Origin of the sequence: Mesorhizobium sp. M2A.F.Ca.ET.067.02.1.1 (assembly GCF_004023285.1) — a bacterium.
In the GTDB taxonomy this organism is placed as follows: domain Bacteria; phylum Pseudomonadota; class Alphaproteobacteria; order Rhizobiales; family Rhizobiaceae; genus Mesorhizobium.
This window is the reverse complement of record NZ_RZSB01000390.1, coordinates 1-5,642: the sequence shown is the minus strand read 5'-3', so window position 1 is coordinate 5,642 and position 5,642 is coordinate 1. Positions and strand designations below refer to the sequence as shown.

Genomic DNA, 5,642 nt, shown 5'->3' with positions numbered 1-5,642 from the left:
GTCGCGCCTCAATGGCGGCGTGGCGCTGGAAATGTCGGCGCCGGATTTCGCCATGCGGCTCGGCATGCTGAAGCTGCGCCGCGCCACCGCCAAGAGCGATGACACCTCGCTCGACATCTCGGACGAGATCCTGGAGCATGTCGCCCGCACGGTCACCGGCAGCGGGCGCGAGCTTGAGGGCGCCTTCAACCAGCTTCTGTTTCGCCAGTCCTTCGAGCCGCAGATCACGATCGACCGGATCGACGAGATCCTCGGCCACATCTATCGCTCGGGCGAGCCGAAGCGGGTGCGCATCGAGGACATCCAGCGCATCGTGGCGCGCCATTACAACGTGTCGAAGACGGAGCTTCTGTCCAACCGGCGCACGCGCACGATCGTCAAGCCGCGGCAGGTGGCCATGTATCTGTCGAAAGTGATGACGCCGCGCTCGCTGCCGGAGATCGGGCGGCGTTTCGGCGGCCGCGACCACACGACCGTGCTGCATGCCGTGCGCAAGATCGAGGACCTTTCGGGCGGGGACAACACGCTGGCGCAGGAGCTCGAACTGCTCAGAAGGCTGATCAACGACCAGGCCTGAGGCGATGCAAAAATGGCCGGCGACCCGCTTCGCCGGCTTTATCCCCAGAAAGCCCGCGCAACCGGCCCGAACCGGTGCCGCGGGCTTGCCTTTGCAGGCTTTTTACTGTCAGCTTACGGAGATTCTGGAAGCCTTTCAGGGCTTTCGCGGGATGCCGCCTGCCGGTGACCCGTTCATTCATTGAAGCGAGCCTGTTCGTCATGCGTGTTATCCTGGAACGGTCAAATCTCCTGAAGTCCCTCAACCACGTCCACCGCGTGGTCGAGCGGCGCAACACCATCCCGATCCTCTCCAACGTGCTGCTCAGCGCCGAGGGCGCGAGCCTCGAGATGAAAGCGACCGACCTCGACCTGGAGGTGACGGAGGCGACACCCGCCAAGGTCGAGCGCGGCGGCGCGACGACGGTGCCGGCGCATCTGCTCTACGACATCGTGCGCAAGCTTTCCGATGGCGCAGAGGTGATGCTGAAGACGGACGAGGACGGCAACGCGATGACCGTCACCTCCGGCCGTTCCAGCTTCCGCCTGCAGTGCCTGCCGCAATCCGACTTCCCGGAGCTTTCGGCCGGCTCGTTCTCGCATATCTTCCGGCTGGAATCGGCGGCGCTGAAGGGGTTGATCGACAAGACCCAGTTCGCCATCTCGACCGAGGAAACGCGCTACTACCTCAACGGCATCTACCTGCATGCCGTCGAAGTCGGCGGCAAGCTGAAGCTGCGCTCGGTGGCGACCGACGGACACCGCCTGGCGCGCGCCGAGATCGACGCGCCGGCAGGTTCGGAAGGCATGCCGGGCATCATCATTCCGCGCAAGACGGTGAGCGAGCTGCAGAAGCTGGTCGACGACCCCGATGTCGCGGTGACGACCGAACTGTCGGACACCAAGATCCGCTTCACCATCGGCAGCGTCGTTTTGACCTCCAAGCTGATCGACGGCACCTTCCCAGACTATCAGCGCGTGATCCCGACCGGCAACGACAAGAAGCTAATCATCGATCGCCAGAGCTTCGCCGCCGCGGTCGACCGGGTTTCGACCATTTCCTCCGAACGCGGCCGGGCCGTGAAGCTGTCGATCAATGACGGCCAACTCACGCTCGCGGTCAACAATCCGGATTCGGGCAGTGCCACCGAGGAACTGGCGGCCGACTATTCGTCGGATCCGATCGAGATCGGCTTCAACGCTAAATACCTGCTCGACGTCGCGGCCCAACTCACAGGGTCGGAGGCCAAGTTCATGCTGGCCGATGCCGGCTCGCCGACGCTGATCCATGACATGGCCGACGAAACCGCGCTCTATGTGCTGATGCCGATGCGGGTGTAGGTCCGGGACGGACCTGATGTGTTACCTTGAACTCGGACGCCCTTCGGCAGCAAAGCTACATAAGTAAGTTAACGCTTACGAATTTCCGCAACTATGCGGCGCTTTCGCTCGACCTTGCCCCCGGCGCGGTGGTGCTGTCGGGCGACAATGGCGCCGGCAAGACCAATCTCCTGGAAGCGATCTCGTTCCTGACGCCTGGCCGGGGCCTGCGCCGCGCGCCCTATGCGGATGTGGCGCGCGAAGGCGGCGACGGCGGCTTCGCCTTACACGCGCGCATCGAGGGGCCGGAAGGCCAGGTCGAGATCGGCACCGGCATTTCCGGCGGCGACGCCGCCGGCGAAGGCGGCAGGAGGGTGCGGATCAACGGCGCGTCGGCACGATCGGCCGAGGACATGCTGGAATGGCTGCGGGTCGTCTGGCTGACGCCGGCGATGGGCGGGTTGTTTCCCGGGCCGGCGGCGGACCGCCGCCGCTTCCTCGACCGGTTGGTGCTGGCGATAGACCCCGGCCATGGCCAGCGCGCGCTCGACTATGAGAAAGCCATGCGTGGCCGTAACCGCCTGCTTACAGAAGGCTCCCGCGACGGCGCCTGGTTCGACGCGATCGAGACGCAGATGGCCGAAACCGGCGTGGCGATCGCCGCGGCGCGGGCCGAGCTGGTGCGGCTGCTTGCGGCCATGATCGACAGATTGCCCGGCAGCGGGCCGTTTCCGCAGGCCGATATCAGCCTCGCCGGCGACCTGGAGAGCGCGCTCGGCAGCGCGCCGGCGGTCGATGTCGAGGAACGCTATCGCGCCGCACTTGCCAATGGTCGTGAGCGCGACCGCGCCGCCGGCCGCACGCTCGACGGTCCGCATCGGTCCGATCTCGTGGTGCGGCACCGGCCCAAGTCGACGCCGGCGGAACTGTGCTCGACCGGCGAGCAGAAGGCGCTGCTGGTCGGCATCGTGCTGTCGCATGCCAGACTGACCGGCGAGATGTCGGGCCTGACGCCGATCCTGCTGCTGGACGAGATCGCCGCGCATCTCGATGCAGGCAGGCGTGCGGCGTTATTTTCCATCCTCGAGGAGCTCAACTGCCAGGCCTTCATGACGGGCACGGATGCCGCCCTGTTCTCAAGCCTTGCCGGCCGGGCGCAGTTCCTAACGGTCGATCATGGCAGCGTCGAGCCGACCGGCTAGCGCGTGAAGCTATTTCGGCACTGCGCCACAAGGCTTTGCCTTGCGTCGTGCGAACCTTTGCCTCGTCATGTGGACCACAAGGTTTGCCTTGCGCTTACTGACAAGGCCCTGCGCCAGCGATAAAGTCCAGCCATGACCGATGCCGCCCTCACCGACGAAGAGCTTGAACGCTACGCCCGCCACATCGTGCTGCCTGAGATCGGCGGGCCGGGCCAGCAGAAGCTGAAACGGGCGCGGGTGCTGGTGATCGGCGCCGGCGGGCTCGGCGCGCCGGTGCTGGAATATCTTGCCGCCGCCGGCGTCGGCACGCTCGGCATCGTCGACGACGACACGGTTTCGCTGTCCAACCTGCAGCGGCAGGTGATCCATGGCAGCGATACGATCGGCATGGCCAAGACCGACAGCGCCGCGGCAGCGATCATGCGCATCAACCCCAACGTCGCGGTGGAAACGCACGGCCTGAGGCTGTCGGAAGAGAACGCCCCTGCCCTCGTCGCCCGTTACGATGTCGTCGTCGACGGCTCCGACAATTTCGAGACGCGCTACGCCGTCGCCGATGCCTGCGCCAGCGAGGAGAAGCCCCTGGTGACGGCCGCCGTCGGCCGCTTCGACGGCTCGGTCACGGTGCTGAAACCGTTCGAGACAGGCGCCGACGGCAAGCGCAACCCGAGCTATCGCGACCTGTTCCCGGAAGCGCCTCCCGAAGGGCTGGTGCCGTCCTGCGCTGTTGCCGGCATTGTCGGCGCGCTGACGGGCGTCATCGGCGCGCTGGAGGCAATGGAGGCGATCAAGCTGATCACCGGTATAGGCGAGCCGCTCATCGGCCGGCTGCTGCTCTATGACGGGCTCACAGCCCGCTTCGACACCATCCGCTACAAGGCCGTCTGAGCGTATGGACCAGACCGTCGGCATTTCCATTATCGGCCTTCCCGCGGATTTCCACCGATGGGACGATTTGCTCGCGCTGATCCGCCGCGCCTTTGCCTATATGGACGGCGTCATCGACCCTCCGTCATCGGCGCATCTTCTGAGCGCCGGCAGCCTTGCCGGGAAAGCGAAAAAGGAGATGGGGTTTGTGGCCGTCGAGAACGGCCGCATCGTCGGCTGCGTCTTCGCGCTGGAGCGGGCGCGGGATTTCTATGTCGGCAAGCTCGCGGTCGAGCCAGCGCTCCAGGGTCAGGGCGTCGGAGCCCGGCTGATGCAAGCTGTGGAGGATCTTGCCCGCGCGCGCGGCAAGGATGCGATCGAGCTGCAGACCCGCATCGAACTGACCGCAAACCACGCGGCCTTCGCCCGGCTCGGCTTTCGCGAGACCGGGCGCACGGCGCATGCGGGCTATGACAGGCCGACCTCCATCACCATGCGCAAGGTGCTGCCTTGAGCCTCGCCCTCAGCCCGGAAGAACAGGCGATCGCCGCCTCCCAGGACGGCGCGGGCATGGCGATGCGCATCGTCGCCGAAAGCGCCAGGCTGCTCGGCGCGCCGCGGCTGATCCCGATCGCGTCCGCGCATATCGACGGCGCGCTCTATCACGGCGATTCCGGCACGCTGTTCGCCGAGAGGCTGGTGGGAGGCGGCGCGAAGGTCGCGGTGCGCTCAACGCTTAATGTCGGAGCGCTCGACCTGATGGGCTGCTCGCCCATACGTCTTGAGGAGCCGCAGCGCGGCATGGCGCGGCGGATGATGGAGGCCTATCGCAAGCTCGGTTGCGAGCAGAGCTGGACCTGCGCGCCCTATCAGGCCGGGCACAGGCCAGCATTCGGCAGCGACGTGGCCTGGGGCGAGTCCAACGCGGTCGTCTTCTGCAACTCTGTGCTGGGCGCGCGCACCAACCGCTACGGCGATTTCCTCGACATTGCCTGCGCCATCACCGGCCGCGCGCCGGATTACGGCATGCATCGGCCTGAAAACCGCCTGGCGCGGCTGGTATTCGACGTCTCGGGCCTGTCGCCCTCCTTCCTTGCCTCGGAGATCGCCTGGCCTGTCCTGGGCAGCCTCTACGGCCGTGAGGTCGGCAACGCAACCGGTGTCGTCACCGGCGTGGCCAGTCATCCTGGCGAAGACGCGCTGAAAGCCTTCGGCGCTGCGGCCGCATCGTCCGGCGCCGTCGGCCTGTTCCACATCGCCGGCGTGACGCCCGAGGCTCCCGACGTCGCAAGCATCCTGGCGGGCCCGGAACCGGAAGCGGTGATCCGCGTGACGCCTGAGATGGTTGCCAAGGCCCGCGCGGGCCTGTCGACCGCGGCAGCGCCTAAAGCCATCGATGCGGTGGCGATCGGCAGCCCGCATCTTTCGAACGCCGAGTTCGACAGCCTGGAGCGGCTGATCGGCGGGCGGAGGCTCGCGGTGCCGATCTATGCGTGCACCGGCCGTCACGCGCTTGCCTTGCTGGAAAAGGACGGCCGGCGAAAGAGGCTCGAGGCCAGCGGCGTCGTCATCGTCGCCGATACATGCGTGGTGGTGACGCCGATCATGCCAGACATCGGCAAGGGCGTGCTGATGACCAATTCGGGCAAGTTCGCGCATTACGCGCCGGGCAACACCGGATATGCGGTGCTCTACGCC

Annotated in this window: 6 protein-coding genes; all 6 read left to right on the top strand. The window is 66.4% G+C overall.

All coding sequences use genetic code 11. The annotated features are described in order from the left end of the window. On the top strand, positions 1 to 577 hold a 577-nt coding region (locus EOA28_RS22965), incomplete at its 5' end, for a helix-turn-helix domain-containing protein (protein WP_245501580.1). Positions 578 to 777: 200 nt separating this feature from the next. Then, complete coding sequence (gene dnaN / locus EOA28_RS22960; protein WP_095819339.1) at positions 778 to 1,896, top strand: DNA polymerase III subunit beta; 1,119 nt, start codon at positions 778 to 780, stop codon at positions 1,894 to 1,896. A 26-nt stretch (positions 1,897 to 1,922) separates the two neighbouring features. Next, on the top strand, positions 1,923 to 3,077 hold the full coding sequence (gene recF, locus EOA28_RS22955) for a DNA replication/repair protein RecF (RefSeq protein ID WP_127252225.1): 1,155 nt from the start codon (positions 1,923 to 1,925) through the stop codon (positions 3,075 to 3,077). 132 nt (positions 3,078 to 3,209) lie between these two features. Further along, the gene (locus EOA28_RS22950; protein ID WP_127386177.1) at positions 3,210 to 3,965 is read left to right on the top strand and encodes a molybdopterin-synthase adenylyltransferase MoeB; all 756 of its coding nucleotides are present in this window, start codon (positions 3,210 to 3,212) and stop codon (positions 3,963 to 3,965) included. 4 nt (positions 3,966 to 3,969) lie between these two features. Further along, a complete protein-coding gene (locus EOA28_RS22945) occupies positions 3,970 to 4,458 on the top strand; it encodes a GNAT family N-acetyltransferase (protein WP_127250120.1) in 489 nt (162 codons plus the stop codon). Further along, positions 4,455 to 5,642, top strand: a 1,188-nt coding sequence (locus EOA28_RS22940; protein ID WP_128315303.1) for an aconitase X catalytic domain-containing protein, incomplete at its 3' end; no start/stop codon positions are given. The genes EOA28_RS22945 and EOA28_RS22940, both read left to right, overlap by 4 nt.